Consider the following 24,748-nt stretch of genomic DNA (forward strand, 5'->3'; position numbering starts at 1 on the left):
ACAGGCACCGCCCTGGCCGCTGGCCTAGGGCGGACGCCTCAGAACGGCCGCTCCTGATGCGGTGATTTACCAAAGTAACGACGGTAGACCTTGGCGAAATGGGTCTGGCTGTTAAAGCCCGCCGCCAGCGCCACGTCGATTATCCGCATGTTGGTCTGCAGCAGCAGGCTGCGCGCATAGTCCAGCCGCAGCTTGGTGTAGTAGACCTTGGGCGTGGTCTGCAGATACTTGGAAAACAGCCGCTCCAACTGACGTACCGACAGGCCGACCAGATCAGCAATGCCGCCGGGGGTTAGCGGCTCTTCCAGGTTGCTGCGCATCAGCCCCAGCGCCGCGGCCAGTTTTTCGTGCCGAACGCCTGCGCGCCCGAATTCGGAAACCGTCTGGTCCTGACTGCCCTTGCGGGCCGAGGAACAAACCATCAGATCCGCCGCCGCGGTCGCCGCATCAGCCCCGTGATGATCCGAAATCAGGTTCAGCATCATGTCGACCGTGGCTGTGCCGCCGGCGCAGGTGATCAGTTTGCCGTCGATGGTGAAAAGCGAGTTTTTCACTTCCACGTCCGGGTGCATCTCAGCCAGCGTCGCGCGCTGCGCCCAATGGGCTGAGGCCTGACGCCCAGCCAGCAGACCGGCCCGTGCCAGCGCCATGATGCCTCCGCCCAGCGCCGCCATGGGCAGCCCCTTCCGCTGCGCCTTCCGAAGCCAGCCCAGCACCTTCAGCGAGATCCCCGGCTCCACCCCCTGGCCGCCGCAGACAAACACCATGCTGCCGCGCGCCAATTCCGGCAGGCCGCCATCGACGGCCACACCCAGCCCGTTCGGGGCGGTGACCGCCTGCCCGTCCTCGCTGACCACGCGCCAGTCATAGCGCGCAGTCCCGCCATGTGTATTCGCAGCCTCCAGCGCCGCCACCGCGCTGGACAGATCCAGCGGCGAAAAGGTCGGCAGCAGCAGGAAGATGCAGCGGCAGGCCGGCACGGCCTCAGCCGCTTCGGGGAGCGTCCGCATGGGTTTGGTCATGGCTTCCGCTCCCCTGCCTTGATCAGGCGCGCATGTTGGCGCCGTTGGCGTCATAGATCGGCGCGCCCAGAACCTCGGCGTCATACATCTCGCCCAGGATCTCCACCTGCAGCCCGGTGCCGGCCGCGGCGTGTTCAGCCGAAACATAGCCCATCGCCATCGACGTCTTTGCGTGATGCGCATAGCCGCCGGAGGAGATGTAGCCAACGGCCTCGCCGTCCTTCAGGATCGCTTCGTCGTTGGAGACATCAATGCCATCCACGTCGATGGTCATGGTGACCAGCTTGCGGCTCGGACCGGCCTCGCGGGCCTTCAGCGCGGCCTCCTTGCCGACGAAATCCTTCTTCCAGTTGATGAAGACATCCATGCCGCTCTCCGCCGCATCGAAATCCGGGCGGAAGTCCAGCGTCCACACACCCCAGCCCTTTTCCAGCCGCATCGACATCAGCGCCCGCGCCCCGTACCAGCGGTAGCCCAGATCGGCGCCCGCCTCCTCGATCGCCTCCGCCAGGCGCAGCAGATACTGCGGCTTGCAGTAGATCTCGTATCCCAGCTCACCCGAGAAGCTGATCCGGTTCAGGATCACCGGCACGCCGCCCACGAAGGTCTGGCGCAGGTCGCGGAACTTGAACGCCTCGCCCGATACATCCTCGCGGGTGATCCGCTGCAGCAGTTCCCGTGACTTCGGCCCCGACAGGGCAATCCCGTGCCAGTCGTCGGAGACGTTCTGGTACGACACATCCGCGGGCAGGTCCTTCTCGAACCAGCGGCGGTGCGCCTCCTGCATCGCGCCGGAGCCAAACAGCATGAAGTGATCCTCCCCCAGGCAGGCCACGGTCAGATCGCCATAAAGCTTGCCCTTCGGCGTCAGCATCGGGGTGAGCGTCAGGCGCCCCGGTTTCGGCACATAACCGGCCAGCACCCGGTCCAGATAGGCGCGCGCGCCCGCGCCCTTGAACTCATGCTTGGCAAAGTTGGCAACCTCGATGCCGCCCACAGCCTCGCGCACCGCCTTGACCTCGCGCGCCACATAATCGTGGCTGCGGTTGCGCTCAAACGTCGGCTCTTCATGGGCGTCCTCCGGCCCGTCGGCAAACCACAGCGCGTTCTCCAGGCCAAAGCCCTGGCCCATCCGCGCGCCCTTGGCAACCAGCCGGTCATAGAGAGCAGTCGTTTTCTGCATCCGCCCCTTCGGCAGGGTCTCGTTCGGGAAAGTCATTACAAACCGGCGCTCATAGTTCTCGGTCGACTTCACAGTGCCCCAGTCGGGGGTCGCAAACTCGCCGAACCGCGCCACATCCATCGCCCAGACGTCGATGGACGGCTCACCGTCGATCATCCACTCCGCCATGGTCAGGCCCACACCGCCGCCCTGGCAGAAGCCCGCCATGACGCCGACGGCGCACCAGTAGTTCTTCATGCCCGGAACCGGGCCGATCATCGGGTTGCCGTCGGGGCCGAAGGTGAAGGGCCCGTTGATCATGTCCTTGATGCCCGCTTCCCCGATGGCCGGGATGCGCTCAAACGACATCTCCAGACGGTCGGCAATCCGGTCCAGATCGGGCTGCAGCAGTTCATGGCCGAAATCCCAGGGCGTGCCGCCCACCTTCCAGGGCGTGCCTTTCGGCTCATAGGTGCCCAGCAGCATCCCCTGCCGCTCCTGGCGGAAATAGATGTTGGCCTCATAGTCGATGCCGGCCGGCAGGCGGGTCGGGTGGTTGGCGACCGCGTCGATCTTGTCGGTGATCAGGTAATGGTGCTCCATCGGCTGCACCGGCAGGTTGATGCCCTGCATGTGGCCGACTTCCCGCGCCCACAATCCGCCGCAGTTCACAATATGCTCCGCGTTGATCACCCCGCGCGGGGTTACCACATCCCAGCTGCCGTCCGGACGCTGGGTGGTGCCAGTCACCGGCGTATGGGTGAAATACTGCGCGCCATGCACGCGGGCGGATTTGGCAAAGGCATAGGTCGCGCCCGACGGGTCCAGATCGCCGTCCTGATCATCCCACAGCGCCGCGTGGTAATGCTTCGGATCAATCAGCGGGTGGCGTTCCGCCACTTCCTTGGGGCTGATGAATTCCTGGTTCAGCCCCATGTAACGTGCCTTGGAGCGTTCCCGCTTCAGATAGTCATACCAGGTCTTGTTCGACGCCAGATAAAACCCGCCGGTGATGTGCAGGCCGACACTGTGGCCCGAGGTCTCTTCGATCTCCTTGTACAGGTCGATGGTATAGGACTGCAGGCGCGAGATATTGGGGTCTGAAGAGATCGTATGAATCTGCCCCGCCGCGTGCCAGGACGAGCCGGAGGTCAGTTCGTCGCGCTCCAGCAGCACCACATCCTTCCAGCCGAATTTGGCCAAGTGGAACAGGATCGAGCAGCCAACAACACCGCCGCCGATGATCACCGCCTTGGCGTGGCTCGGCAGCTTCTTGTCGCCGGTGCTCTCCTCTTTGTGGATGTTGAGCGTCGATTGGGCAAAATTGTCTGACATGGGTTGTTGTCCTCAGGTCCGGGGCAAAGCGCGGGATTTGCGGCAAGTGGCACCCAGGGGGTGCACAAGTGGTGTACGGGGGGTGCACAGGGGGTGCCGGGGCATTCCGGCACATCCTGCATCAGCTGAACTTATGCGTGAAGAAAGTGTTAACTCAGTACCACGCATCCGGGATCTCCTCCTTGCGGCGGGCAACATAGGCGGCCAGTTCCTCCTTGACCGCCTCATCCATCGGCGGCGCCTGATATTCATCCAGCATCTGGTTCCAGCGTTCATAAGCGCGCTGGCGCATGTCCTTGGAACCACCCTCTTCCCAGCTCTCGACATTCTCGCTGTCGCTCAGTTTCGGCTCATAAAACGCGGTCTGATAGTTGCGCATGGTGTGGCCTGACCCCAGGAAATGCCCGCCCGGCGCCACTTCGGCGTAGGCATCGCGCGCCATCGCCTCATCGCTGGTATCCAGCCCCTGGCTCAGCACCTTCTGGTAGGAGCCCAGCCGGTCCGCATCCATAATCAGCTTCTCGAACCCGGTGCACAGACCGCCTTCCAGCCAGCCCGCCGAATGCAGCACAAAATTGGCGCCTGCCAGCATGGTGGAATGCATCGAGTCGGCACTTTCATAGGCCGCCTGCGCATCCTCGATCTTGGACGCGGTCAGCGATCCTCCGCAGCGCAAGGGCAACCCGGCCCGGCGGGCCAGCTGGCCGATGGCGTAGTTGGAAATCACCGGCTCCGGCATCCCGAATGTCGGTGCACCGGACTTCAGCGACATCGACGACAGGAAGTTGCCCAGCACAAACGGCGCACCGGGACGGACGATCTGGGCAAAGGCGCAGCACATCATCGCCTCAGCCATCGCCTGCGCAACCGAGGCGGCGGTAGAGACCGGCCCCATGGCACCCGAGAGGATAAAGGGAACAACCACAATTCCCTGATTCCGCCCGCAATAGACTCTGATTGCCTCTGTCACCACCTTGTCCACCAGAAGCGGCGAATTGGTGTTCACATTGCCCATGATCACGCAGTTGTTGTCCATGACGTCCTTGCCAAAGACGATCTCGGCCATGTCGACACTGTCCTGCGCCCGGGACATCTCGGTGATGGCGCCCAGATGCGGTTTGTCGCTCAGCGTCATATGAGCAAACAGCATGTCGAAATGGCGCTTGGAGACCGGCACATCACAGGGCTCGCAGATCACAAACCCGCCGTGATGCAGGTTCGGATGCATATAGGTAAGCTTCACCAGCTTCTCGAACGCGGCCATGTCGCCATAACGCCGCCCGCCTTCCAGATCCCGCACAAACGGCGCACCATAGATCGGGGCAAACACCTGGTTGTTGCCACCGATGGTGACAGAGCGCGCCGGGTTGCGGGCCAGCTGCGTGAACTCCCGCGGCGCCTTGGCACACAGGGAACGGATCCACTGCGCATCAGCCCGGATTGTATCACCGTCGATCTTGGCCCCGGCCTCTTTCCAGATCCGCAGCGCCTCCGGGTCGTCGCGGAAGGCGATGCCGACCTCCTCGAAAATCCAGTCGACCTGAGCTTCCAGCTTGACCAGCTTTTCCTCGTCCAGCGCGTCAAAGAACGGCAGCGAACGCTGAATCCAGGGCGAAGCCGGAGCGCCGGCGGGGGCAGTGTTTCTGTCACGGGATGCGCGGGCGCGTCGGGCCATGGGGCTCTCCATCTTCAGGCGTTGCGGAACAATAAGACCCGGCGCAGATGTTGTGACGGTTGAAAATTCTGATGATTTGGATAACACACAGTTATGCAAGAACTCTGGAAACTCCTCACCAGCCCCCGCCACCTGATCGTCTTCGAGGCCGCCGCCAGGCATGGCTCTTTCACGCGGGCGTCGGAGGAATTGAACGTGCAGCAGCCTGCCGTCAGTGCGGCGGTCAAGCAGCTGGAAGCGTCGTTGGGCGTTATTTTATTCCGCCGCGGGCACCGGAAGGTGGAGCTGACCGGGGCGGGGATGCGGCTTTACACCGATGTCTCCAAAGCGCTGGAGGACATCCTGTCCTCCGCCAAGGCGGTGCGGCAGTTCGGGCGCAATGACCATGTGACGCTCAATTGCTCCTCCGCTTTTGCATACTACTGGGTGATGCCAAGACTGGCCCAGCTGCATGAGGCGTACCCTGATATCGACCTGCGTTTGCAAAGCTCCGACCGGGAGCCGGACATCAATACCGAAGGCATCTCGCTGGCGGTGCGGCGCGGGGACGGCACTTGGCCGGATTGCCATTCAGCCCTGATCGCACCTGAGGTGATCTTTCCGGTGGCCAGTCCGCTGGTGATGGCCTCGGCCGTCAACCTGGCAACAGTGCCGAACCTGCTGCATGAGCGGCTGATCCATCTGGAGGAACCGATCCGGGAGCGCCCTAGATGGCAGCAATGGTTTTCCCATTTCGGGGTCACAGGCCAACTGCCCGCCGCGGGGCTGCGCCTCAACGATTATGCGCTGGTGCTTCAGGCGGCGATTGCCGGCGAAGGTTTTGCATTCGGCTGGCAGCATGTGACCGAACCGCTGATCAAACAGGGGCTTCTGGCGGCACGCAAGGAGTGGTCCTGGACCACCGGGTCAGGGTTCTATCTGGTGTGGTCCAAGACGCAGGACTTGGTTCCTAACGCAGAACTGGTGCGGCAGTGGCTCCTGGATATGGCAAAACCCGGAACCGCGTGACTCACGCGGCTCCCGTGGCTTCCCTGGCCCGCTGCTTCGAGGTCTTGCGGGTCAGGTAAAGGCGGCGCACAAAGGCCAGCACAAACAGCGCGCTCAGGATCAGCACGATGGTCGGCGCAGGCGCGCTGTCGAGGAAGAAGCTGGCATAGGTGCCCGCCAGCATCGAGATCATGCAGACCAGAACCGAAACCCACAGCATGGTGCTGAACTTGCGCACCACCAGGAAGGCAATGGCACCGGGTGCAATCAGCAGGCCGATGGCCAGGATCAGACCAGCAGCCGACAGCGTCGCCACGATGGTCAGCGACAGGGCTGCCAGCAGCCCGTAGTGCAGCACCGTGACCGGCAGACCGGAGGCCTGCGCCTGTGCCGGATCGAAACTGTGCAACAGCAGGTCTTTCCATTTCAGGACCAGCGCGGCACCAACCACCAGAGAGATGATGCCAGCTGTCCAAAGCTCATCCGGTTCCACCCCCAGCATATTGCCGAACAGGATGTGGTCGAGGTGTGCATTGGTTTCAACCGAGACATAGAGCACGATGCCCAGCCCGAACATGCCGGAAAACACCACCCCCATCACGGTGTCCTGCTTGACCCGGCTGTTGCCGGACAGAAACCCCGTAGCGACAGCGCAGAGCATACCGGCCGCAAAGGCTCCGATAATCAGCGGCAAACCAACGATATAGGCCAGCACGATCCCCGGCAGCACCGCGTGGCTGACCGCATCGCCCATCAGCGCCCAGCCCTTCATCACCAGGAAACAGGACAGGAGCGCGGTGGGGACCGAGACGATCAGAGAGATCAGAAAGGCGTTCTGCATGAACGCGAACTGGAACGGCATCAGCAGCGTATCGAGGTCCATCATGCAGCCCCCCCTTGTGCCGCCGGGCCGCGTTTCAGCGCCTCGCGCGCCTTGCGCTTGGCCGCCAGCAGCCCGTGTTTCGGGGCGAAGACAAAGACCACAAGGAAGATCACGGTTTGCAGCGTCACGATGATGCCGCCGGTGGCCCCGTCCAAAAAGTAGCTGGCATAGGCGCCGAAGAAGCTGGTGAGGGCACCGATAAGCACCGAGACCAGGATCAGCCGCGGGAAGCGGTCGCACAGCAGGTAGGCGGTCGCGCCCGGCGTCACCACCATGGCGATCACCAGGAACGCGCCGACGGTCTGCATTGCCGCCACCACGGAGGCCGATAGCAGCACGAAGAACACCGCCTTGAGCAGGCCGGGGCGCAGGCCGATGGTGCGGGCGTGGTTTTCGTCAAAGAAGGTGACCATCAGATCCTTCCACTTGGCCAGCAGCACCGCCAGCGAGACAAAGCCGATGATCGCCAGCTGCAGTGTATCCTCCGGCGTGATCGCCAGGATGTTGCCCATGGTAATGGTCTGCACAGAGACAGACATCGGGCTGATTGAGACGATGAACAGGCCAAGCCCGAAAAAGGATGTGAAGATCAGGCCGATGATCACATCCACCTTGAGCCCGGAGCGTTCCGACAGGAACAGCATCGCACCGGCAGCCAGACCGCCCGCGATGAAAGCGCCCAGCGCAAAGGGCAGGCCGAGGATGTAAGCACCAGCCACGCCGGGGACCACCGAGTGCGAGAGCGCATCGCCAATCAGCGACCAGCCCTTGAGCATCAGATAGGCCGACAGGAAGGCGCAGACGCCGCCAACCAACGCGGAAACCCACATTGCATTGGTCATATAGCCATAAGTGAACGGCTCCAGCAGGTATTCCATCACTGCTGCCCTCCGCCCTCGCCGCTGCCTTCGCTGGTCTGGGTTTTTTCGCCGTATTGGACAAAGGGGCGTTCGTCGTCAGTCAAGATGGTCACCTGGCGGGTGTCACCATCGTCATGCAGCGCTTCGCCGCCCAGGGTGAAATGGCGCAGCACGCCGCCGAAGGCGTGTTCCAGGTTTTCGCGGGTAAAGGTGGTCTCGGTCGGGCCATACCCAAGCACAGTCCCTTTCACCAGCACGGTTCGGTCGCAGAACTCCGGCACGCTGCCGAGGTTGTGTGTGGAAACCAGCATCACCCTGCCCTCGTCGCGCAACTCGCGCAAGAGGGCGATGATCTGCTCCTCGGTCTTCACATCAACGCCGGTGAAGGGTTCGTCCAGCAGGATCACCTGCCCGTCCTGCGCCAGCGCCCGCGCCAGGAACACCCGCTTGCGCTGGCCGCCGGACAGCTCGCCGATCTGGCGGTGGCGGAAGTCTTGCATATTGACCCGGCGCAGCGCCTGATCAACCGCCTCGTGATCGGCCGCCTTGGGGCGGCGCAGGAAACCCATGTGGCCGTAGCGGCCCATCATCACCACATCCTCGACCAGCACTGGGAAAGCCCAATCGACCTCCTCCGACTGCGGGACATAGGCGACCAGATTCTTGCGCAGCGCGTCTTTGACCGTCATGCCAAGGATGCGGATCTCGCCCTGCGCGGCCGGAACAAACCCCATGATTGCCTTGAACAGGGTCGATTTACCGGCGCCGTTCACGCCGACCAGTGCCGTCACCGTGCCGCGGGGAATGGCAAAGCTGGCATCCCACAGCGCGGTATGGCCGTTGCGGTAGGTGACCGTGACATTCTTTGCGGCAATCCCGCCATCCACAGGCGCGGCGCTTGTATTCATGATGTGGGTCTCGCTGGCATCAAGCATGGGCTGTCCTGCTGAGTTACACACAGAAATTGTGTTTTGTGAAATGAAACGCCCCGCAACATCAGCTGCGGGGCGTCCGGGTTTGAAATGCGGTCTTAGTTGGTAACCTCTGTCAAACCGCGAGCAACGGTTTCCGACGTGACCTTAAGCAGGTCCAGATAGGTGGGCACCGGGCCGTCCGCCTCGCTGAGCGAGTCGACATAGAGTTCTCCGCCATAAGCCACGCCGGTTTCGCGGGCGACCTGTTCAGCCGGAGCAGTGTTCACGGTGCTTTCGCAGAACACCACCGGGATGTCATTGGCGCGCACGCCGTCGATCACCGAACGCACCTGCTGCGGGGTGCCGACCTGATCGGCGTTCATCGGCCACAGGTACAGCTCCTTCATGCCGAAATCACGGGCCAGGTAGCTGAAGGCGCCTTCGCAGGTCACCAGCCAGCGCTTGTCCTCGGGGATTTCCGCGATGGAACGGCGCAGCGGCTCGATGGTGGCACGCAACTTATCTTTGTATTCACCTGCGTTCTTGACATAGACAGCGGCGTTTTCCGGATCGTGTTCGGCAAAGGCCTCGACGATGTTGTCGATGTAAATCAGCGCGTTATCCAGGCCCATCCAGGCGTGCGGGTTGGGCTTTCCCTCATAGGAGCCGGCCGCGATCGGGATCGGGTCGATGCCGTCGGTCAGGGTGACGGAGGGCACATCATCGAGGTTCGACAGGAACTGCTCGAACCACAGCTCCAGGTTCATGCCGTTCCACAGGATCAGGTCAGCGTCGGACGCCCGGACAATGTCGCGCGGGGTCGGCTCGTAGCCGTGGATCTCAGCCCCGGGTTTGGTGACCGAGACGACTTCAGCCGCGTCACCCGCCACATTGGCGGCCATGTCGGCCAGAACGGTGAAGGTGGTGACCACCTTCATCTTGTCGTCTGCCATTGCCGCGCTGGCAGCAACGGCTGCAACGGCGGCAGCGGATACGGTCTTCAGCAACTTCGGAAACATCCGATTCTCCCTTTGAAGGCACAATTGACGTACTGTTATTGCAAATCATTCTCAACTGTCAATGAAATTGAGAATGATTTGCAAAAGCGAGACACTCTTGCCTGACGGCTTACTGTGGATACCGGAGCCTGCTGCGGGGGCCGTCACCCGTGATGGCTGTCAGCGACAGCGTATGATCCATATTTTTCATCCGGTGCCGCAGCATGAGCCGGGTCAGCCGGTTAAGGTCACCTGCATACGCCGCCTGCCCGGCCACATTCTCCAGCTCCCCGCGCCCTTGGCTGTCAAACAGCATCGGCGGCAGGTCGGCGGCGAACTCGACCAGCGTGAACCGCTCATCCCGCAGGATTCCCAGGCAGGAGTCGCTGGCGGTGGTGCCGAGCTCCTGCTGCCACAGGGTCGGCTCAAGCGGGTCCGAGAAATCCAGCTCCGAGAAGGAATACTGCCGCCAATCCTGTGGCGCCTCCCCGCGCAACAGCGGCAGCAGCGACCGTCCGTCCATGGAGTTCGGCACCTCCTGCCCTACCCATTCCAGGATGGTTGGCGTCACGTCGACTGACTCGGTAATGTGATTGAGGCTGGCTCCTGCGTGCTCCTCGTTACCCGGCATCCGGATGATCAGTGGCGTGTGATAGGCGGCGTCATAGACGGTCATCTTGCCCCAGGAGTGCCGGTCGCCCAGCATCTCGCCATGATCAGCAGTCAGCACCACCATGGTGTTGCCGTACTGCCCGCTGTCCTTCAGGAACCGGATCACCCGCCCGACATGGTGATCCACTTCTGTTGCCAGGCCCAGATAAACCGCGCGAAGGGTTTGGATGTTCTCATCCGTCGGCTCCAGGTCCGGAAAGCCCTCGACAAAACTGGCGGCAGTGCTTTTCCGGAGCAACGGGCCAAAGAAGGGGTGCTGCGCGCTTTCCTCTTCCGGCTCTGCCAGCCGCTGCGGCAAGGGCAGGCTGGCCGGGTCGTACATGCTGTTATAGGGCGCCGGCGCCACCAATGGCGGATGCGGTCGGATGTAGGTCAGATGCGCAAACCAGCTGTCCTTGCCGTGGGCCGGCATCGTATTCAGGAATGAGTTTGTGAGGAATGCAGTATCGCTGTCCTCTGCCGCATAAAGCGCCGGATCATTCAGCCTGGGCGCGCCGCCCTCGGGTGAGACCGGTTTGTAGACATCCCAGTAGTCCTCGAACTCATAGCCGCGGCTCATCAGATGCGACTGCCACGGGTAGGACATCTCCAGCCGCATCTCGGTCACTTCATGGAAGCCGTTCATCGGGAATTCGTAGGTCCGAAGCGCCGGATCGTTGGCGTCAAAGGCGCGGGGGTCCTGCGAGGTGTCGGTATAGCCGAACAGCATCGGCAGGTAGCCAGCCTTGCGCATCTCGGTGGCGATGTTCGGCGTGTCGTGGCGCAGGGGCGTGCCATTGCGGACCGAGCGGTGGTTCATGGCGTACTGCCCGGTCAGGATCGATGCGCGCGACGGCCCGCAAGGGTTGGTTACCGAAAAATGCCGGTTGAAGGATACCGCCTCCTGCATAAAGGCGCGGATGTTCGGCAGGTCTACATGCTCCGCCAGCGCGCCCGACAGGCAGTCCGCGCGCAGCTGGTCAATGATGATGAACAGGACATTCCGGTTTTCGGGGCGTGCGGCAGGCATCCGGGCTTCCTCGCTGGAACAAGTCAGGTTTCCGGAGACAATCTGTGGCAGTCTGCGCCTGGATTACAAGCGCAGACTGTGCCGATCCCGTGGGGCAGCCTGCCGCAGGTTGCCAGCTGGCAATTCCCGGACAATTTTAGCGGTCAGTCCGCAAGCGGCAGAGTAAACAGCTTACCGAACTGCGGTTGCGGATCTGTTACGCCCGCAAGCCGCAGCATGTGCCATCCCAGCGCCTGGTTGCTGGAGATCACCGGCACCCCTGTCTGCGCCTCGATTGCGGGAATGATCCGCAGGCAGCGCAGGTTGGTGCAAGAGATCACGATGGCATCGCAGTCTCCCTGATTGGCGACTTGCTTTGCCGCCTCTGCAATGGCCGACTCAGAGATCCGGGCCACCACCCGGTCATCCATCTGCTCAAACGAGCCGAAGCCTGCAATCTCAAACCCCGCCGCTTCCAGCTTGGCGCGCATCTGCGCCGAAACCTCTGGCAGGTAGGGTGTCACAAATCCAAACCTGGCAGCGCCCAGCGCCTTGCCCGCCGCAATGATGGCGGCTAGCGGGTCGGTCACCTTGGCGTTTGGCAGAACAGTCTGCACCGCCTCGGCCACCTTGGCGGAGCCGATCACGGTCGAAGCCGAAGTGCAGCCATAGCCGATGACATCGAAGCCTGGAGCAGAGGGAAACAGCCGGGCCGAGGCCGGCAGGTCCGCCTGCATCTGCGCCAGTGTTTCAGGGCGCACCTCAGGCACCATCGGGATGCGGCTGTGATAGAGCGCGACGCCTGGCTGTGCCATCATCCGGGAGAATTCCGGTTCCAGCGTCTCGTCGGTTTCGAGCACAATTACACCCAGAGTAGCGCGGGTGCCGATGCCTTGGTCCGTTTCATAAGCGAGCTTCATGACTTTAGCTTCCTCAGATCACCGGCAGTTCCGGGGCGGCGCGCTCTGTCAGCAGCTCTGCGCCACTGGCCCGCACCACGATGTTTTCTTCGTGCACCATGATGCGGCCTGCGCCATAGCCCAGCGAGGGCTCCAGCGTCAGCACCATGTTTTCCTCAAGCACCGTCTCGTCAAAGGCCGCGTGCGAGGGCCATTCGGTCAGCTGCATGCCCAGCCCGTGGCCAAGCCGCCCAACGTCACCCCCCTGATCGTCCATTTCCGCAATCACCGACTGCATCGCCTGGAACAGGTCACGGCAGGTGGCACCGGGTTTGGCGGCGGCAATGCCGGCCTCTGTCGCGCGCCACAGCACATCATGGGCGCGGCGCGACAGGTCGTCGGCACGGCCTATGGCAAAGTTGCGGTCGAAGTCGCAGAAGTACCCGTCCCAGGTCGATCCGGTGTCCAGCATCACGATGTCGCCCGCCTGCAGCGGCCGCCCGGTCGGCGGCGAGATCACGTCGCTGTAACCGCCCTGATCTGCTCCGCCAACCAGATAGGGCACGTCGTCTGCCCCCTGCGCCAGCGCCTCGCGCCGGAAGGCGCGGAACAAATCCTCAAACGGCAGGCCCTCATGGGCAATCTGCGGCACCTGCGCAAAGGTGCGCGAGCCAATGCCGCAGATGTGGCGCAGCTTTTCGATCTCGGCGGCGGATTTCACCATCCGCAGGCCACGCACCAGCGGGGTGGCATCGGCCACCTTCAGCCCCGGTAACCCCGCCATCAGGCGTTCGTAATCGCCGAGCGGCATTCTGAGCGAAGTCTCGTGCCCTTTCATCAGGCCGATAGAACCGCCGCGTCCGGCAATGGGCGACAGCAGTTCGGTCAGCAGGCTGATGCCGTCATCCTGCGGTGCAGGTGCGCTCCAGGTGCGGATGTCCTTGATCCAGGTGCGGCGCATCAGGTCGGCGCCGATCTCCGGAATGATGGCAATGGGTTTGCCTGCAGGCGGTACAAACAGGAACCAGGGCCGGGTCGGGCTTTGCCAGAACAGCGTGTGGAAGCCGCTGAAATAGCGCACCTCCGGCTCGGTCAGCAGCAGCAGCCCGTCCAGCCCCTGCGCCGCCATCAGCGCCTGGGCCTTTTCCGTGCGGGCGGCAAATTCAGACTCCGGAAAACCGCGAGCGGGAGCCTTGGACATGGTCATTTCCTTTCATGATCGCGGCAATGGCCGCCGGGCTGGAGACTGTTCCGGAACCAGGCGGCTGTGCTGGGGCGCCTTTGGGCCGCCCCATGGTTATTCTCATCTGCGGCAGCAGGCTCGTCAAACGAGGTCAGCCGTTTACGGAAGGCAGCCGGTCACGCACCAGCTGCACCCAGTATTCCGCGCCGATGGGCAGCAAAGCATCGTTGAAATCATAATCCGCCGAATGCAGCGGCTGGCCGTGCGGCCCCTCTTCTCCGTTGCCCAAAAGCAGGAAGCAGCCCGGCACGGCGGCTGTGAAATGGGCAAAATCCTCGGAGAAGCTCATCGGCGGGCGGTTGCGGATCACCTCGCAGCCTGCGGCTTCACCTGCGCGGCAGGCGGCCTCAGCAGGTTCTGCCGCGTTGATGGTCTCGACAAATTCGGTGTTGAAGCTCACCTCTGCTTCCACCCCGTGAGTGGCGGCGACACCGGCGGCGATCTGGCGCATGAAGCGCTCCACCGCCTCGCGGTCTTCGGGTACCCGGGCGCGCACGTCGCCCTTGAGCACCGCATGGCCCGGCAGCACGTTGCGCTGGCCGTCGGTCAGGAATTCGGTCACTGACACCACCGCGCCGGAGCCAGGTGCCAGCTTGCGCGCCACGATGGTTTGGAGCGCCAGCACCATTTCGGCGCCGACCGTGATAGCATCCACCCCCGCCTGCGGCATCGAGGCATGACCGCCCTGACCTTTGATCGAGATTTCAAACAAGCTTTCGCTGTTGCAGATCTGGCCGGGACGGGTCGAGACCTGCCCCACCGGGGCGCCGGGCAGATTGTGGATGGCATAGACCTCTTCGATCGGAAACTGCTCCAGCACACCTTCGCCAATCATTGCCTGAGCGCCCAGGCCGTGTTCCTCGTTGGGCTGGAAAATGAACACAACGGTGCCGTCAAATCCCTGCTCTTGCGTCAGCCGTTCAGCAGCACCCAACAGCATCGTCATATGGCCGTCATGGCCGCAGGCGTGCATCTTGCCTGGCGTTTCCGAGACATAGTCGTGTGCGGAGGTTTCAGTGATCGGCAGCGCATCCATATCGGCGCGCAGCCCGATGGCGCGGTTGCCGGTACCTGCGCGCAACAGACCAACAACGCCTGCGCCCACATGCACTTCCAAACCGAGGCTGCGCAATTGCTCCGCCACCTTTGCCTTGGTGCGGTCCTCCTGAAAGCCAAGCTCCGGGTGCCGGTGGAAGTCCCGGCGCATTACGGTCAGTCGGTCTTGAAAGCTTGCCATCTGCACTCTCCAAGCTGTGTGCGGCGAAAATATGCGTCTGCACACGACTTGATGCATATTAATGCAGCTCTCAGGTGACGAAATTCATTCCCGTTCCGCCATTTCGCGGCGAAAAACGTATCCGGGACATCAGGGAAACCGCCAACCGGAGGAATCCCTTCAACGCATCAGATCTCCTCCCCCTTCTCCAGCAATTCCTCGATCAGCTGCCGCTGAATACCCGGGCTGTCGCCGCCGCCAAACTGCAACGCCCCGCCGGTGTAAAGCGTTCCATAGGTGCGGGCGATGTTGACCGTCTGTCCCAGCGAGGAAATCAGCTGGTCTTTCTTGAGCGGAGACAGGGGGTGAATGAAAACCGCCCACAGCTGTCCCTTGGCCACTGCATAACGCGCATCCAGCGCTGTGTCGAAGTTGGCCTGCATCATCCGCATCAGTTCCTCTGCCGTCAGCCCATCGGAGGGGCGCAGGGGCACCATCGCGCGCATCCGGTCCGCCGCCGGATCGGTGACCACCAGCATCGGCACGCCGGAAATACTCAGCTGAAACCCGCGCCCGACGGGCTGCGCCTGGTCATCCAGCGCAAATAGTATCCGCCCCAGCCGCTCATAGGTCATTGGCGGTTCCGGCGCGTCCTTCGCTTCCTGCGCAAACGCGGGTGCGGCCAGCACAGATGCCATCAAAATTGCCCGCAGCCAGATCATGCCGTCACCTCCTGATTGATGCGCCTTGCCACAGGCTACTGTGCGCTGGCGCAAGGCACCATGCACAGATCAGTGAGTAACAGCGGATGATGGCTGGTCAGCCGGCAGTTTCGCGGAGGGCGTCAATCACCGTCATCGCCTTGGCCAGGGCTTCCTCGATGCTCAGGTCGCTGGTGTCGATCAGAATGGCATCCGCTGCCGGGCGCAGCGGTGCTTCGGCGCGGTTCATGTCGCGGTCGTCCCGGGCCTTCACGTCGCCCAGCACTTCCTCCAGTGTCGTCACCTTGCCTGCCGCGGCCAGTTCCAGGAAACGGCGCCGGGCGCGTACCTCGGCGCTGGCAGTGACAAAGAACTTTACCTGTGCATAGGGGCAGATCACGGTGCCGATGTCGCGCCCGTCCAGCACTGCGCCGCCCGCGCGGCGGGCAAAGGCGCGCTGGAAGTCGACCAGAGCGGCGCGCACCTCGGCAATCACCGCGACCTTGGACGCCGCCTGCGCAACCTCCGGCCCGCGCAGGTCGTCACGCGCCAGATCCTCAGGTGTCAAGTTCTGCGCGGCTTCCACCGGGGCCGCACCATCCAGCATCTTGGCTCCGACGGCCCGGTACAGAAGACCGGTGTCCAGATGACCAAACCCGTAATGCGCGGCCAGGGCCTTGGACAGCGTGCCCTTGCCCGCAGCAGCAGGGCCGTCGACGGCTATGGTGAAACTTTCGCTCATGTGCGCTCCAGCTTGGCACCCAATCCGCCCATCAGGCTTTCAAAGATCGGGAAGGACGTTGCGATCGGGCTGCCGTCGTCGACGGAAACAGCGTTTTGCGCACCCATGCCCATTACCATGAAGGACATGGCGATCCGGTGGTCGAGGAAGCTTTCGCAGGTGCCGCCGCCCGGCACGCCGTCCGGCCCAAGGCCGGTAACCTCCCACCAGTCATCGCCTTCGTCGACAGTGATACCATTGGCGCGCAGGCCCTTTGCCATCGCGTCGATGCGGTCGCTTTCCTTGACGCGCAGTTCCTTGACGCCCGCCATCATGGTCTTGCCTTCCGCGAAGGAGGCAACCACCGACAGCACCGGGTATTCGTCGATCATCGAGGCGGCGCGCTCCGGCGGCACTTCGATGCCTTTCATGTTAGGCGAGTATTTTGCGCGCAGATCGGCCACCGGCTCGCCGCCCTCCTCGCGCATGTTCTCGAACGTCAGGTCCGCGCCCATGTCCTGCAGGGTGTAATAGAGGCCCGCGCGGGTCGGGTTGAGACCGATGTTTGGCACCAGCACATCAGAGCCGGGGGTGATCAGCGCCGCACAGACAGGGAAAGCGGCGGAGGACGGGTCACGCGGCACAGCAATGACCTGCGGTTTCAGCTCCGGGCGGCCGGTCAGGGTGATGACGCGGCCCTCATCTGTTTCTTCGGTGGTGATCTCTGCGCCGAAACCAGCCAGCATCCGTTCGGTGTGGTCGCGGGTGGCTTCCTTCTCGATCACCACGGTCTTGCCGGGCGCGTTGAGGCCGGCAAAGAGCACCGCCGATTTCACCTGCGCCGATGGTACCGGGACCTCGTAACGCACCGGCATCGGGTCCGCGGCGCCAACGATGGTCATCGGCAGACGGCCGCCGGAGCGGCCAACGGATTGGGTTCCGAACAGCGCCAGAGGGTCGGTCACGCGCGCCATCGGGCGCTTGTTCAAGGACGCGTCGCCGGTGAAAGTCGCGGTGATCGGGGAGGTTGCCATCACCCCCATGATCAGCCGCACCCCGGTGCCGGAGTTGCCGCAGTCGATCACGTTTTCCGGTTCCGCAAAACCGCCGACGCCGACACCGAACACCGACCAGTTGCCGCCGCCGTGGTTCAACACCTCTGCGCCAAAAGCCTGCATCGCCTTGGCGGTGTCCAGCACATCCTCGCCTTCCAGCAGGCCAGAGATCTTGGTTTCGCCCACCGACAGCGCGCCAAGGATCAGCGAGCGGTGCGAGATCGACTTGTCGCCGGGCACCTCTGCCACGCCCTTGAGCGGGTCAGCACGGTGGGAGGTCATCGGGATGGGCGTGCCGTGTCCGGACATGGGGCTTCCTTCGTCTGTCGGTCGTTCGTCTGTGCGTTTGCGCTATCGGTAACGGATTGGGTCTGGCCGGTCCAGCGTAATTGGCCTCAGCCCAGGCGGCGGAAGGTCAGGTAATGCGGGGTCCGCCCCTCTCGCAGGGCCTTCTGCTCGTACCGCGTGGAGATCCAGTCATCCCACGGCTTGCGCCAGTCGGTTGGGCCTTCGGCCAGCCATTCGAAACCTGCCTTTGGCACTTCCTCCAGGGTCTGGCGCACATAGTCCGGGATATCGGTTGCCACCCGGAAGATCGCGCCCGGCTTCAGGCAGCGGGCCAGCGGCTCCAGATGCTCCTGCGTCACAAAGCGGCGGCGGTGGTGGCGCGCCTTGGGCCAGGGGTCAGGATAGAGCAGGAAGGCGCGGGAGACCGATGCCTTCGGCAGAACATCCATCAGATCGCGGGCGTCGCCCGGATGCACGGCGATGTTATCCGCGCCCGCGTTGCGGATCTTGCCCAACAGCATCGCCACACCATTGATGAAGGGCTCCGCGCCGATGATGCCCGCATCCGGGTTGCCGACCGCCTGATGCACCAGATGCTCACCGCCGCCAAAGCCGACCTCCAGCCAGACGTCCTTGCCGCCGAACAGCGCCTCAAGGTTCAGTGGTTTGCGGTCCGGGTTTTCGTCCCAGCCAACCGCTCCGGGGCTAAGGCTGGCCAGGTCCTCGTCAAGGTAGCGCTTTTGGCTGTCCTTCAGCGTCTTGCCCTTAAAACGGCCATAGAAATTGCGCCAGGGCGCGCCGCTGGCGTGTTTATCGGCAGCGTTTTCAACTGCGGGCCGGGTTTCCTTGGACTGGTCGTCGCGGGGCTTCTGGTCGCCGGACATGCGTCTGGGCTCCTGTTCGAGGCGTCTTTTGAAAGGCTGGCCGCCCCTGTGCCGCAAGCAGGCCCGCGGGTCAAGCCATCTAGGGCTGCTCACCCGGCTTCAATTCGCGCAGCACCCCTGCCGCGATCAGCCGCAGGCGGCTGGGGTACCATTCCCCGTCCGGATCCGTGCGCAGCGTTTCGATGGCAAAACCCGGATCGACCCCGCGTGCCACCATATAGCTCAGGTGCTCGTAAACTTCGCTCTGGGTGTCCTCGTAGATCCAGGAACCGAACTCAAACGGTGTTGCCCAGCGGCGGCGCTTGCGTTCGCTTCGGTAGTATTTGTGCACGGCCTCGGAGGGCCAGTTGCGCTGGTGGAAGCCAATGCTGGAGCCGATTGTCATCCGCCGCCGCTCGCCCGCGAGAAACACGTCGACACAGGCGCTGATGCAGGTACCGTCAACCAGTGTGTCCAGCCCGTATTCCAGCACCAGCCCGGCGATTTCCTCTCCGGCATAGACGCTGCCGCCGACGCTGTTGAGCTGCAGCTCAGTAATCTCAGGGCTTTTCTTCAGAATGTTCCGCAGGTGCGAAACGTCCTCTTCGGTGATTTCCGCCAGCTCGCCTGTCACCTCTGTTTCGGTGTCGTAGACCAGCGTCTTGCCTTGCAGGCTGAATTTCTGCGGCAGCACCTCCTTGGCGGCAACGGCGGGCGCCAGAAACAGGCAGATCGTTAGAGGAATTAAGCGCAGCATCGTGGCTCCGGCAGCTGAATGGTCCCTGCGCGGAACTATGGCGCAGGCTGCCGTTTCACTCCACCCCGAACACAAGTGGTGAAGACGAAGCCTAAGGATTCGGGCGAGCGTGCCCGCAAAAGAAAGGAGCGGGCACCGGGACCCGCTCCTTTTTAGGCAATTTCCAGCTTCAGACGGCTCTCTTCAGCGCCTCGGCCAGATCGGTTCGTTCCCAGCTGAACCCCCCGTCTGCTTCCGGCTCGCGGCCAAAGTGACCATAGGCCGCCGTGCGCTGATAGATCGGTTTGTTCAGCCCCAGGTGCGAGCGGATGCCGCGCGGTGTCAGATCCATGACCTGGTCGATCGCCCGTTCGATCGCCGCCGGGTCGACCTCTCCGGTGCCGTGGGTCTCAGCATAGATCGACAGGGGCTTGGACACACCAATCGCATATGACAGCTGGATGGTGCATTTCTCTGCCATGCCCGCGGCTACCACGTTCTTGGCCAGGTAGCGCGCCGCATAAGCCGCAGAGCGGTCCACCTTAGTTGGATCTTTGCCAGAAAACGCACCGCCGCCATGCGGGGCTGCGCCGCCATAAGTGTCGACGATGATCTTGCGGCCGGTCAGACCTGCGTCGCCATCCGGGCCGCCGATCACGAATTTGCCGGTCGGGTTCACATGCCACTGGGTGGCACTGGTCAGCCAGCCCTCGGGCAGGGTTTCGCGGATGTAAGGTTCGACAATGGCGCGGATGTCATTCGAGGTCAGCGATTCATCGAGATGCTGAGTCGACAGCACCAGAGAGCTGATGCCCACCGGCTTGCCGCCTTCATAGACCACCGACAGCTGCGATTTGGCATCCGGACCCAGGGCCGGTTCGGTGCCGTTCTTGCGCACTTCCGCCAGGCGGCGCAGAATCGCGTGGCTGAACTGGATCGGCGCCGGCATCAGCGCGTCGGTCTCATTGGTGGCAAAGCCGAACATGATGCCCTGGTCGCCAGCACCTTCGTCCTTGTCCCCGGAAGCGTCCACGCCCTGCGCGATATGGGCGGATTGTTCGTGCAGCAGGTTAGTCACTTCCACTGTCTCGTGGTGGAACTTGTCCTGCTCGTAGCCGATGTCCTTGATGCAGGCGCGGGCGATTTCGTCAATCCGGCCCATGTAATCGTGCAGCTTGTCCTGATCGGACAGGCCCACCTCGCCCCCGATAACCACACGGTTGGTGGTGGCAAAGGTCTCAGCCGCGACACGCGCTTCGGGCTCCTCCGCCAGGAATGCGTCCAGAACAGCATCGGAAATGCGGTCACAGACCTTGTCCGGGTGGCCTTCGGAAACCGATTCCGAAGTGAAAGTGTAGTTCGTACGGGTCATGAAAAGTGCTCCATTGGTTTAGCCTTGCCACGCCAGGAAGCCGTTGTGACAGGTATCAAGCCGCATTACGCGGCTCATCCGCGCAGGTCAATCTATATTCCGGTAGAGTTAAGCAGCTATGACCGCGGCGCAAGAGCGCGGGAGAAAAAGAATACTCCGCCCGCAATGAACATACACAGCAGGAATACAGGCCAATCACCGGTGCGGCTGTAGAGGGTCGGTGGCAGCGGCATAGGCAGGGCTGCGTCAATGTAGCCAGCCTGGCCCAGCGGCAACTGATCCAGAAGCTGCCCGTCAGGTGCAATCATTGCTGAAACGCCCGTATTGGCAGCCCGGATCATCGGCAGCCCCTGTTCCAGTGCCCGCATTCGCGCCTGCACCAGGTGCTGATAAGGGCCGGAACGGGTGCCGAACCAAGCATCATTGGTGATCTGCACCAGCATGTCGGGACGGGCCGCGGCGGCGTTCACATCCTGCGGGAAAACAGCCTCATAGCAGATCAGCGGCAATGCGCTGCCGATGGGCAATTCCATCAGCCTTACCCCCGGACCGGCGGCATATCCGGCCCCGGCCTGGGAAGCGAAACCGTGGATTCCGAACCGGGCCATGAAGTCGCCAAACGGCACATATTCCCCGAAAGGCACCAGATGCGCTTTGTCGTAGGTTGCGGCTGGCAGACCATCTGCATCCAGCAGCACCGCTGAGTTGTAGTAGGCGCCGCCATCCTCCCGCTGGATGCCCAGCAGAACCGGCACACCGCCGGCGCCTTCTGTGATGACCTGCAGAGTATCTTCGGCATAGTTCAGCAGTTGCGGCACCGCGGTTTCCGGCCAGACGATCAGGTCAGGCCGCGGGTCCTCTGAAGAGAACGCCAGCGCGCGGCGAACAAACTCCCACCTGTGGTCCGGGTGCCATTTCTGATCCTGAGGCGCATTGGGCTGGACGATCCTTACTGTCTTTTCAGACGGCCCAGCCAGGTCCGGCGCAGGCACGGCCAGGACTATAGCTGCAGCCAGAACCGGCGACAGAATGCCGGCAGCAGGACTTTTCCGCAGCAGGGCAAGCGGCAGGAATGCAACCAGCGTCAGCAGCGCCAGCCCCTGCGGCCCGATCCACGGCAGCAGATTTGCAGCAGGTGTATCTATCCAGAACTGGCCGAAGGCGGCCCAGGGAAACCCAGTGAGCAGATAAGCGCGGGCAAATTCCGCAAGCGACCACAGGGCCACCAGCATCACAAGTCGCGCGGCGCCATGGCTGAGACGGGCTGCGAGACCGAACGCCGCGCCCCAGAACAGGGCCAAGCCAGCAGCAAGAAAAACAAGCGCAAAGGGCGCCATCCAGGCGTGACGTTCAGGGTCGATCTGAAACGGCTCAAGGATCCAGGACAGCCCAAAGGCAAAGTAGCCCAGGCCGAACAGCCATCCCGCCAGAGCCGCAGCACGGGCAGAGGCTGCCTGCAGCACCAGCCAGCCAGCCGCAGCCAGCGCAACCGGCAGCCCGATCAGCATGTGCCAGGGTGCCAGCGCCAGCGACAGCAGCGCACCGCTGCCAAGGGCCAGCCCCGCCGGGGCCAGCCGGAGCCGGCGTGCAGCCTGCCGCAGCCCGAGTGACATCATGCAGCGGCGTCCGGCAGCCGCACCCGCAGCCGCTTGATCCGGCGCGGATCAGCATCCATGACTTCGAACTCAGCGCCCTCGGGGTGTTCAATCACCTCGCCGCGCGCAGGTACACGGCCTGACAGCATGAAGACCAGTCCGCCAAGCGTATCGATCTCTTCCTCGTCCACGTCATCGTGGCTGGTCAGCGAATGGCCGGTCTCGGCCTCAAACTCCGGCAACGAGGTGCGGGCCAGTGCGATGTAGCAGCCGGGCTTTTCCTCGAACCAGGTCTGATGTTCGTCGGCGTCGTGCTCATCCTCGATCTCGCCCACAACCTGTTCGATCAGGTCCTCGATGGTGACAAGCCCGTCCACGCCGCCGTATTCGTCGATCACCAGCGCCATGTGGCGGCGTTCGGCCTGCATCTTGGTCAGCAGCACGCCGATCGGCATCGAGGGTGGCACGAACAGCAGCGGGCGCAGCATCTTTGACAAGTCAAATTCAGAGGTGCCGCCGTTAAAACCATGCGTCAGCGAGAAATCCTTGAGGTGAACAAAGCCCAGCGGCGTGTCCAGCGTGCCCTCGTAAACGGGAATGCGGGTAAAGCCGCTTTGCCGGAAAATGCCGACCAGATCATCCTTGGCGACTGTCACAGGCACGGCAGCGATTTCGGCAGAGGGGATAGCAACGTCCTCAACCCGCATCCGGCGCAGGTTGATCATGCCGTGCGGCCCAGCACCCGTTGCAGGCTGTTCGCCGCCGGTGTCCTGTCCGTCCTGCGGATCGGGGCTGAATACGTTGCGCAGCCGCGTCCACAATCCGGTATTTTCAGAGGCCGGCGCTTCCGCCGCCGTGCCATTGATGTCCTGCAGCGCGCCTTGCGCCGCGTTAGAACTGCCTTCTATGTCGCCCATCGGTCCTATCCAAAAACCCCGCTCACGGGGCATCCTCACTCATATATGGGTTCGCGATACCCAGTTTGCCAAGTAGCAGGACCTCAATCCCTTCCATCAATGCGGCATCGCGGTCACGTATGTGATCATACCCCAAAAGGTGCAACAGTCCGTGAATGATGAGATGGCGGGTGTGATCGGTCAGTGCTTTTCCCGCTTCCAGGGCTTCCCGGGCGCAAGTGTCATAGGAAATCGCGATGTCACCCAGCGGGATTTCCCCTGTAAAATCAGCCTCTGGCGCCAGCGGCGTGCCGCCGTCCTCCTCGGCCGCCAGCTCTTCCGCCGGCCAGCTGAGGACATTTGTAGGCTGCGGTTTACTGCGAAATTCGGCGTTAAGTTCAGCAATGCGCGGATCATCACAGGCCAGCAGCGAAATTTCGCAATCCTCCGGGTCCAGTGCAAAATGAGCCAGCACGGCAGCAATGGCCTCTTCGGCCAGCGCCTCAAGCCCGGCATCCTGCCAGCGGCTGTCTTCGATAGTGATATCGAGCGTCATGGTACGGCTGCACATGCGGGGGGCAGCCCCCGCACCCCCGGAGTATTTTTGCAAAGATGAAGCCCGGCGGTTTTTTCGTCAGGCGGGTGGCGTGTCCGCGTCATAAGCCTCAATGATGGCAGCCACAAGCGGGTGACGCACCACGTCGCGGGCCGTGAAATAGTTGAAGCTGATCTTGGGGATTGTTTTCAGCAGCCGTTCGGCGTCCGCCAGTCCGGACTGCACCCCGCGCGGCAGGTCGACCTGCGAGCGGTCGCCAGTTATCACCATGCGCGAACCCTCACCCAGCCGGGTCAGGAACATCTTCATCTGCATGGTGGTGGCATTCTGCGCCTCATCCAGCACCACAAAGGCATTGGACAGAGTGCGGCCGCGCATGAAGGCCAGCGGTGCGATTTCAATCCGCTTGTCCTCAATCAGCTTGGCCAGTTGTTTGCCCGGCAGAAAGTCGTTCAGCGCGTCATAGAGCGGCTGCATGTAGGGGTCGACCTTGTCCTTCATGTCGCCCGGCAGGTAGCCAAGTTTTTCGCCGGCCTCCACCGCAGGGCGGGACAGGATGATGCGGTCGACATGGCCGGTGATGAACATCGAAACGCCCACAGCAACCGCCAGGTAGGTCTTGCCGGTACCCGCCGGGCCGATGCCGAAGGCCAGTTCGTGCTCGAACAGGGACTGCACATAGGCCTTCTGCGCCTCGGTGCGCGGCTCCACCAGTTTCTTCCGGGTCTTGATCTCCACCCGGCCGCCGCGGAACATTTGCAGCTGTCCGTCGGGTTCAGCATCGTCGGTGTCCGGCCCCATGCGCAGTTCCCGGTCGATGTCGCCGCTTTCGACGCTGCGGCCGGTTTCAAGCCGGTCGTAAAGCGCGGTGAGCACACCTGCCGCCTGCTCCCGCGCCGAATCCTCACCCATCACTGACAGCTGATTGCCGCGGCGGACAATCTGCACGCCCAGTTTTTGTTCGATGTCAGCCAGGTTGCGGTCATATTCGCCGCACAGGTCGATCAGCAATCGGTTGTCAGGAAATTCCAGCAGCACTTCGTGGGTTGCGGTCTGGGTCTGCGGGTCATTCAGGGCACTGATGGCCAAGCTGATCTCCTCAATCTGGCGT

At 62.9% G+C, this 24,748-nt stretch carries 22 protein-coding genes and 1 riboswitch; of the genes, 1 reads left to right on the forward strand and 21 read right to left on the reverse strand.

Translation table 11 applies throughout. The features are described from left to right. Nucleotides 1-38: 38 nt before the first annotated feature. The 3 genes from GC1_RS18375 to GC1_RS18385 form a co-directional block, all read right to left on the reverse strand. Nucleotides 39-1,022 (reverse strand): GlxA family transcriptional regulator, encoded by a 984-nt coding sequence (locus GC1_RS18375; RefSeq protein ID WP_019297683.1) that lies wholly within the window; start codon nt 1,020-1,022, stop codon nt 39-41. Between the two features lie 22 nt (nt 1,023-1,044). Further along, nucleotides 1,045-3,519, reverse strand: a complete 2,475-nt coding sequence (locus GC1_RS18380; protein WP_019297682.1) for a GcvT family protein — start codon at nt 3,517-3,519, stop codon at nt 1,045-1,047. Nucleotides 3,520-3,673: 154 nt separating this feature from the next. Continuing rightward, nucleotides 3,674-5,194 (reverse strand): trimethylamine methyltransferase family protein, encoded by a 1,521-nt coding sequence (locus GC1_RS18385; RefSeq protein ID WP_019297681.1) that lies wholly within the window; start codon nt 5,192-5,194, stop codon nt 3,674-3,676. Between the two features lie 93 nt (nt 5,195-5,287). On the opposite strand from GC1_RS18385, the gene GC1_RS18390 reads away from it, so the two are divergent. Further along, nucleotides 5,288-6,202: a LysR substrate-binding domain-containing protein gene (locus GC1_RS18390; RefSeq protein ID WP_019297680.1), complete on the forward strand. Its 915-nt coding sequence runs from the start codon at nt 5,288-5,290 to the stop codon at nt 6,200-6,202. 1 nt (nt 6,203) lies between these two features. Here the strand turns inward: GC1_RS18390 and GC1_RS18395 are convergent, their stop codons facing one another. The 18 genes from GC1_RS18395 to GC1_RS18480 all read right to left on the reverse strand — a co-directional run bounded on the left by GC1_RS18395 (nt 6,204) and on the right by GC1_RS18480 (nt 24,726). Beyond that, on the reverse strand, nt 6,204-7,064 hold the full coding sequence (locus tag GC1_RS18395; protein WP_029204970.1) for a metal ABC transporter permease: 861 nt from the start codon (nt 7,062-7,064) through the stop codon (nt 6,204-6,206). Continuing rightward, the gene (locus GC1_RS18400) at nt 7,064-7,942 is read right to left on the reverse strand and encodes a metal ABC transporter permease (protein WP_019297678.1); all 879 of its coding nucleotides are present in this window, start codon (nt 7,940-7,942) and stop codon (nt 7,064-7,066) included. Before GC1_RS18400 ends, GC1_RS18395 begins: the two co-directional genes overlap by 1 nt. Then, a complete protein-coding gene (locus GC1_RS18405) occupies nt 7,942-8,859 on the reverse strand; it encodes a manganese/iron ABC transporter ATP-binding protein (protein WP_019297677.1) in 918 nt (305 codons plus the stop codon). Before GC1_RS18405 ends, GC1_RS18400 begins: the two co-directional genes overlap by 1 nt. A gap of 95 nt (nt 8,860-8,954) precedes the next feature. Next, nucleotides 8,955-9,857, reverse strand: coding sequence for a metal ABC transporter substrate-binding protein (locus GC1_RS18410; RefSeq protein WP_019297676.1), 903 nt, complete (start codon nt 9,855-9,857; stop codon nt 8,955-8,957). A 109-nt stretch (nt 9,858-9,966) separates the two neighbouring features. Beyond that, nucleotides 9,967-11,517, reverse strand: coding sequence for an alkaline phosphatase family protein (locus tag GC1_RS18415; RefSeq protein ID WP_019297675.1), 1,551 nt, complete (start codon nt 11,515-11,517; stop codon nt 9,967-9,969). Between the two features lie 143 nt (nt 11,518-11,660). Next, nucleotides 11,661-12,416: a maleate cis-trans isomerase family protein gene (locus tag GC1_RS18420; RefSeq protein ID WP_019297674.1), complete on the reverse strand. Its 756-nt coding sequence runs from the start codon at nt 12,414-12,416 to the stop codon at nt 11,661-11,663. Between the two features lie 13 nt (nt 12,417-12,429). Then, nucleotides 12,430-13,596, reverse strand: coding sequence for a M24 family metallopeptidase (locus tag GC1_RS18425; protein ID WP_029204969.1), 1,167 nt, complete (start codon nt 13,594-13,596; stop codon nt 12,430-12,432). 133 nt (nt 13,597-13,729) lie between these two features. Further along, nucleotides 13,730-14,875 (reverse strand): amidohydrolase, encoded by a 1,146-nt coding sequence (locus tag GC1_RS18430; protein WP_029204968.1) that lies wholly within the window; start codon nt 14,873-14,875, stop codon nt 13,730-13,732. Nucleotides 14,876-15,042: 167 nt separating this feature from the next. After that, nucleotides 15,043-15,576 (reverse strand): hypothetical protein, encoded by a 534-nt coding sequence (locus tag GC1_RS18435; RefSeq protein ID WP_019297671.1) that lies wholly within the window; start codon nt 15,574-15,576, stop codon nt 15,043-15,045. A gap of 97 nt (nt 15,577-15,673) precedes the next feature. Continuing rightward, a complete protein-coding gene (locus tag GC1_RS18440) occupies nt 15,674-16,297 on the reverse strand; it encodes a (d)CMP kinase (RefSeq protein WP_019297670.1) in 624 nt (207 codons plus the stop codon). After that, complete coding sequence (gene aroA / locus GC1_RS18445) at nt 16,294-17,640, reverse strand: 3-phosphoshikimate 1-carboxyvinyltransferase (RefSeq protein ID WP_019297669.1); 1,347 nt, start codon at nt 17,638-17,640, stop codon at nt 16,294-16,296. Before aroA ends, GC1_RS18440 begins: the two co-directional genes overlap by 4 nt. 86 nt (nt 17,641-17,726) lie before the next feature. Beyond that, a complete protein-coding gene (gene trmB / locus GC1_RS18450; RefSeq protein ID WP_019297668.1) occupies nt 17,727-18,503 on the reverse strand; it encodes a tRNA (guanine(46)-N(7))-methyltransferase TrmB in 777 nt (258 codons plus the stop codon). Nucleotides 18,504-18,582: 79 nt separating this feature from the next. Beyond that, entirely contained in the window at nt 18,583-19,239 is a 657-nt protein-coding gene (locus GC1_RS18455) for a hypothetical protein (protein WP_019297667.1), read from the reverse strand. 169 nt (nt 19,240-19,408) lie between these two features. After that, complete coding sequence (gene metK / locus GC1_RS18460; protein WP_019297666.1) at nt 19,409-20,590, reverse strand: methionine adenosyltransferase; 1,182 nt, start codon at nt 20,588-20,590, stop codon at nt 19,409-19,411. A 6-nt stretch (nt 20,591-20,596) separates the two neighbouring features. Further along, nucleotides 20,597-20,645: riboswitch (SAM-SAH riboswitch) on the reverse strand. A gap of 61 nt (nt 20,646-20,706) precedes the next feature. After that, nucleotides 20,707-22,206: an apolipoprotein N-acyltransferase gene (gene lnt, locus GC1_RS18465; protein WP_019297665.1), complete on the reverse strand. Its 1,500-nt coding sequence runs from the start codon at nt 22,204-22,206 to the stop codon at nt 20,707-20,709. Continuing rightward, nucleotides 22,203-23,102: a hemolysin family protein gene (locus GC1_RS18470; RefSeq protein WP_019297664.1), complete on the reverse strand. Its 900-nt coding sequence runs from the start codon at nt 23,100-23,102 to the stop codon at nt 22,203-22,205. Before GC1_RS18470 ends, lnt begins: the two co-directional genes overlap by 4 nt. A gap of 22 nt (nt 23,103-23,124) precedes the next feature. After that, nucleotides 23,125-23,637 carry an rRNA maturation RNase YbeY gene (gene ybeY, locus GC1_RS18475; RefSeq protein ID WP_029204967.1) on the reverse strand — a complete coding sequence of 171 codons (513 nt, stop codon included), beginning with the start codon at nt 23,635-23,637 and terminating at the stop codon, nt 23,125-23,127. 78 nt (nt 23,638-23,715) lie between these two features. Beyond that, nucleotides 23,716-24,726 (reverse strand): PhoH family protein, encoded by a 1,011-nt coding sequence (locus GC1_RS18480; RefSeq protein ID WP_029204966.1) that lies wholly within the window; start codon nt 24,724-24,726, stop codon nt 23,716-23,718. Between the last annotated feature and the right edge of the window lie 22 nt (nt 24,727-24,748).

The organism is Leisingera sp. ANG1, assembly GCF_000203975.2.
GTDB lineage: Bacteria > Pseudomonadota > Alphaproteobacteria > Rhodobacterales > Rhodobacteraceae > Leisingera.

Excerpts from the sequence above, each read along its gene's own strand:
- aroA (WP_019297669.1), bottom strand. The coding sequence starts at position 17,640 with ATGTCCGGACACGGCACGCCCATCCCGATGACCTCCCACCGTGCTGAC.
- lnt (WP_019297665.1), bottom strand. The coding sequence starts at position 22,206 with ATGATGTCACTCGGGCTGCGGCAGGCTGCACGCCGGCTCCGGCTGGCC.
- GC1_RS18415 (WP_019297675.1), bottom strand. The coding sequence starts at position 11,517 with ATGCCTGCCGCACGCCCCGAAAACCGGAATGTCCTGTTCATCATCATT.
- GC1_RS18470 (WP_019297664.1), bottom strand. The coding sequence starts at position 23,102 with ATGGGCGACATAGAAGGCAGTTCTAACGCGGCGCAAGGCGCGCTGCAG.
- GC1_RS18420 (WP_019297674.1), bottom strand. The coding sequence starts at position 12,416 with ATGAAGCTCGCTTATGAAACGGACCAAGGCATCGGCACCCGCGCTACT.
- GC1_RS18455 (WP_019297667.1), bottom strand. The coding sequence starts at position 19,239 with ATGCTGCGCTTAATTCCTCTAACGATCTGCCTGTTTCTGGCGCCCGCC.
- metK (WP_019297666.1), bottom strand. The coding sequence starts at position 20,590 with ATGACCCGTACGAACTACACTTTCACTTCGGAATCGGTTTCCGAAGGC.
- GC1_RS18375 (WP_019297683.1), bottom strand. The coding sequence starts at position 1,022 with ATGACCAAACCCATGCGGACGCTCCCCGAAGCGGCTGAGGCCGTGCCG.
- GC1_RS18410 (WP_019297676.1), bottom strand. The coding sequence starts at position 9,857 with ATGTTTCCGAAGTTGCTGAAGACCGTATCCGCTGCCGCCGTTGCAGCC.
- GC1_RS18405 (WP_019297677.1), bottom strand. The coding sequence starts at position 8,859 with ATGCTTGATGCCAGCGAGACCCACATCATGAATACAAGCGCCGCGCCT.
- GC1_RS18390 (WP_019297680.1), top strand. The coding sequence starts at position 5,288 with ATGCAAGAACTCTGGAAACTCCTCACCAGCCCCCGCCACCTGATCGTC.
- GC1_RS18440 (WP_019297670.1), bottom strand. The coding sequence starts at position 16,297 with ATGAGCGAAAGTTTCACCATAGCCGTCGACGGCCCTGCTGCTGCGGGC.
- GC1_RS18425 (WP_029204969.1), bottom strand. The coding sequence starts at position 13,596 with ATGTCCAAGGCTCCCGCTCGCGGTTTTCCGGAGTCTGAATTTGCCGCC.
- GC1_RS18430 (WP_029204968.1), bottom strand. The coding sequence starts at position 14,875 with ATGGCAAGCTTTCAAGACCGACTGACCGTAATGCGCCGGGACTTCCAC.
- GC1_RS18435 (WP_019297671.1), bottom strand. The coding sequence starts at position 15,576 with ATGATCTGGCTGCGGGCAATTTTGATGGCATCTGTGCTGGCCGCACCC.
- trmB (WP_019297668.1), bottom strand. The coding sequence starts at position 18,503 with ATGTCCGGCGACCAGAAGCCCCGCGACGACCAGTCCAAGGAAACCCGG.
- GC1_RS18400 (WP_019297678.1), bottom strand. The coding sequence starts at position 7,942 with ATGGAATACCTGCTGGAGCCGTTCACTTATGGCTATATGACCAATGCA.
- GC1_RS18395 (WP_029204970.1), bottom strand. The coding sequence starts at position 7,064 with ATGGACCTCGATACGCTGCTGATGCCGTTCCAGTTCGCGTTCATGCAG.
- GC1_RS18385 (WP_019297681.1), bottom strand. The coding sequence starts at position 5,194 with ATGGCCCGACGCGCCCGCGCATCCCGTGACAGAAACACTGCCCCCGCC.
- GC1_RS18380 (WP_019297682.1), bottom strand. The coding sequence starts at position 3,519 with ATGTCAGACAATTTTGCCCAATCGACGCTCAACATCCACAAAGAGGAG.
- ybeY (WP_029204967.1), bottom strand. The coding sequence starts at position 23,637 with ATGACGCTCGATATCACTATCGAAGACAGCCGCTGGCAGGATGCCGGG.